The following is a 3844-nucleotide window of genomic DNA, read 5'->3' on the forward strand; positions in this document are numbered from 1 at the left end:
TGGAAATTTTGAGTATATCGATCGAGAAATCAAGTCACGTAAAACCGATTTGAAAATCAGCTATATGCTTAAAAAAACAAATTCAGCTAAAAAAACGTTTAGTGAGTACACGAAAATTGCTTGGCTAATCGCAACTAGTCAACACGTACTGCTGGATGATTTTTATCCGCTAGTGTATCCGTTGAAAATTCGGAATAACGTGAATTTAATTCAGGTTTGGCACGCAGTTGGTGCCTTCAAAACATTTGGATTTAGTCGAATGGGGTTGCCAGGCGGGCCTAAGCCAACGTCAAAGAACCATAAAAATTATACCTGGGCGATTGTTTCTTCGAAGCATGTTGCACCGTTCTATGCCGAAGGTTTTGGCATAGACGGCCGGAAGGTGCTGCCTCTTGGTGCACCACGTACTGACATGTTTTTCGATACGAGTTATAAGCAGTCGGTTGTTACTCGACTTGAAGAAGAATTACCCTTTATTAAAGGTAAAAAAGTTGTGCTTTTTGCACCAACTTTCCGCGGTAATGGCCAAAGGTCGGCGTACTACAACTTTGATTGGATTGATTTTGAAAAGCTATATACTAAGCTATCTGCAGCTGGGTATGTCATGTTGTTTAAGATTCATCCCTTCGTGAAAAGCAAGGTACAAATTCCTGAAGAATATGCGGACTTCTTTTATGATGTATCTTCGTACCGAGAAGTTAATGACTTACTGCTGGTTTCTGATGCATTAATTACTGATTACTCGTCGGTTGTATTTGAATATAGCTTGTTGCGGAAGAAGACAATATTCTTTGCGCCGGACCTTGAAGAATACACGGCTTCACGTGATTTTTATGTGGATTATCAAGAATTTGTTCCCGGACCAATCGTTAGGGATATGGATTCTTTGGTGACAGAGATTGAACGAGTTAATGAATTTAATCCTCAAAGCCTGGATAATTTTTTGGCATATTACTTCGATGACTTAGATGGCAAGGCATCTAAACGATTTGTTGACGCGCTAGAAAATGATTTTGTTGATTTTCGATAATTTATCGATAAGCAAAAAGCCGAGACGTTGTGCTCGGCTTTTTGCTTACATAATAAAATTGACGTTGTTAACACTTTTGCTATACTTAACACATACTGAATTTTGAAATGGGGTACTTTCATGGTTAAGCATGAAATGACGATTAACGAGGTTCAAGCACTTACACGCGAAATGTTGCAGGATCTTGCTAACTTTGTATCACAAAATAACCGGCGGTTGTTACTGCTTGGTGGCAGTATGCTTGGACTTGTACGCCATGATGGTTTTATTCCATGGGATGATGATTTAGACGTGGGTTTATTCCGTGAGGACTACGACTGGTTGATGAAGCATTATCAGCCAACTAATTCAAGATTTCGATTGATGACTGAAGAAGACGAGAATACATTGGTGCCGAATGCGCGAGTAGTTGATTCGGAGACTATCGCACAATCAGATTATTATAAAATTAATCATGGTGTGTTTATTGATATTTTTCCAGTTGATCAGGTACAGATGGGGATTAAGTTAAAGGCTTTCTTATTGACTCATAAAGTCTTAAATGTTTTGCGAAACGTCGCCAGGTCGACAGGAAATTTCCCAGATGATGCACAAATTGTGCCGCTAAAGCGAGGTCTAAGCAAAATAGTTTCTTATAAACAAACGCATTGTTTCGTTGAATTGGAAATTAAAGCGTCAAATCGTTTGGTTCGGGGTATTCAGTACCCTAATGCTATTGGCGTGCTGAATGGTATGTATGGGAGAAAAGAAATATTTAAGGGTAATATTTTTGCCCCATTGATCATGAAAAAATTCGAAGGCGCGGAAGTATATATCCCACAAAATTTCAATCAATATTTAACGCAATTTTTTGGAGATTGGCAAACGCCAATTAAGTCAGAAAATAAGCACGCAAGGTTTTTTACTAAGGAGTAGGTAGATAAATGATTTATGCACAAGTAATGGCAGGTGGCATCGGTAGCCGAATGGGGCACACAGAGCGTCCGAAGCAATTTTTGAATTTGGCAGATAAGCCTATTATTATCCATACGTTGGAGAAGTTTTCATTGATTGCTGAATTTGACAAGATCATTGTGTCAATTCACCCCAAGTGGATGCAGTACGCAAAGGACTTGATTGCCAAGTATATCGATGACCAACGCATTGTTGTGATTGAAGGCGGTGCCGAACGTAACGATACTGTGATGGGGGCTATTAACTACATCAAAGATAACTTCGGCTTGAACGCGGACGATGTATTGGTTATGCACGATGCTGTTCGCCCGTTTATCTCACGACGCATTATCATGGATAATATTGAAGCTGCCAAGGTGTATAAGGCGGTTGATACGGTGATTGGCGCAACTGACACGATTGTCCGCGCCAAGGACGGTATGATTACAGATATTCCAGTTCGTGATGAAATGTATCAGGGTCAAACGCCACAAACAGTTAATATTACGGCCTTTGAGACGCAATATAATAATATGACTGAAGAAGAACGCAACATTCTTTCTGATTCAGCTAAGGTGATGTTGCTGGCAGGACACAAAGTTGGAATTGTTGCTGGCGATGAGTCTAATATCAAGGTGACACGACCTTACGATTTGCGTATTGCTAACATCATTGCACGGGAGAATTTGGATGTTCAATAATGTTTACCGTTTGACAGGTGTCCGCCAAATTGAACGCGTGACGACGTCAACTGATTTGAATACACCAGGTAAGGTAATTGTGCGACCAACGTTAATGTCAATTTGCCGAGCAGATGAACGTTATTACACCGGAACACGAGATAAGGAAGTTTTAGCTGCACGTTTGCCGATGGCTTTGATTCACGAAGCAGTTGGTGAAGTGGTGCGTGATAATACAGGCACTTTTACACCTGGCACCAAAGTTGTCATGATTCCCACGCATGCACATGGCCATGATAATTTAATTGCAGATAATTATTTGCGATCATCAACGTTCCGTTCCTCTACGGAAGATGGTTTTATGCGTGAATATGTCACAATCGAACCAGAAAGTTTGATTGAGATACCTGCTGGTGCGCAATCGACGATGAATGCCTTTTTAGAGGTTGTGTCCGTTGCTGTACAGGCTGTACGCCGTTTGCAGGAAACGATGATTAACCGACAAGATAAAATTGGTATCTGGGGTGATGGCAATGTCGCGTATATGACGGCAGTTGTTGCGCGTGAAATGTTCCCAGACTCAGAACTCTATGTGTTTGGAAAGCATCAAGAAAAGTTGGATTTTATCAGTTTTGCCAATACAGTCCAAATTGATGAAGTACCAACTGATTTGAAACTGGATCAAGCAATTGAGGCCGTTGGTGGTCGTGGGTCAGAAGCGGCGACAAATCAAATTATTGATATTATCAATCCGCGTGGGGCAATTGTCTTGTCTGGTGTTTCAGAAAATCCAATTGCCATTAATACACGAATGGTGTTGGAAAAGGGGATTACGTTGGCAGGAACAACGCGTTCATCCCGCGAAGATTTCCAAATGGCGATTGACTTGGTCGCGAATAATCACGCGGTTAAGGAACGTTTAGAATTGTTGGTGCAAAACGTCAAGCATGTTACCGAAATCAAAGACATTACAGATGCGTTTGATGAGGACTTGACGATGAATTGGGGTAAGACAGTACTCGATTGGCACATGTAGTCTTTAAGAATAACCAAAAGAACATTCGCTTCTGTTAAGCGAATGTTCTTTTTTATACAGGTTAGGGGTATAATTATTGACGGTATTCTTTTTATTTTAAAAAATTTAAAGACCGTGCAATTATTTAGAACGATGGAGATAATGTTGTGGCTGAAGAAGAGCGAC

At 40.6% G+C, this 3844-nt stretch carries 4 protein-coding genes; all 4 read left to right on the forward strand.

The annotated features are described in order from the left end of the window. Positions 1 to 1030, forward strand: a 1030-nt coding sequence (locus WEIDD23_RS00620; protein WP_197458751.1) for a CDP-glycerol glycerophosphotransferase family protein, incomplete at its 5' end; no start/stop codon positions are given. Between the two features lie 120 nt (positions 1031 to 1150). Beyond that, the gene (locus WEIDD23_RS00625; protein WP_062358656.1) at positions 1151 to 1945 is read left to right on the forward strand and encodes a LicD family protein; all 795 of its coding nucleotides are present in this window, start codon (positions 1151 to 1153) and stop codon (positions 1943 to 1945) included. Positions 1946 to 1953: 8 nt separating this feature from the next. After that, a complete protein-coding gene (locus WEIDD23_RS00630) occupies positions 1954 to 2664 on the forward strand; it encodes an IspD/TarI family cytidylyltransferase (RefSeq protein ID WP_060655197.1) in 711 nt (236 codons plus the stop codon). Continuing rightward, positions 2654 to 3679: an alcohol dehydrogenase catalytic domain-containing protein gene (locus WEIDD23_RS00635; RefSeq protein ID WP_062358657.1), complete on the forward strand. Its 1026-nt coding sequence runs from the start codon at positions 2654 to 2656 to the stop codon at positions 3677 to 3679. The genes WEIDD23_RS00630 and WEIDD23_RS00635 overlap by 11 nt, the downstream gene beginning before the upstream one ends. Positions 3680 to 3844: the final 165 nt, after the last annotated feature.

It is taken from the genome of Weissella sp. DD23, assembly GCF_001579105.1.
Classification (GTDB): domain Bacteria; phylum Bacillota; class Bacilli; order Lactobacillales; family Lactobacillaceae; genus Weissella; species Weissella cibaria.

Coding starts and splice junctions, on each gene's coding strand:
- WEIDD23_RS00625 (WP_062358656.1), top strand. CDS start 1,151: ATGGTTAAGCATGAAATGACGATTAACGAGGTTCAAGCACTTACACGC.
- WEIDD23_RS00630 (WP_060655197.1), top strand. CDS start 1,954: ATGATTTATGCACAAGTAATGGCAGGTGGCATCGGTAGCCGAATGGGG.
- WEIDD23_RS00635 (WP_062358657.1), top strand. CDS start 2,654: ATGTTCAATAATGTTTACCGTTTGACAGGTGTCCGCCAAATTGAACGC.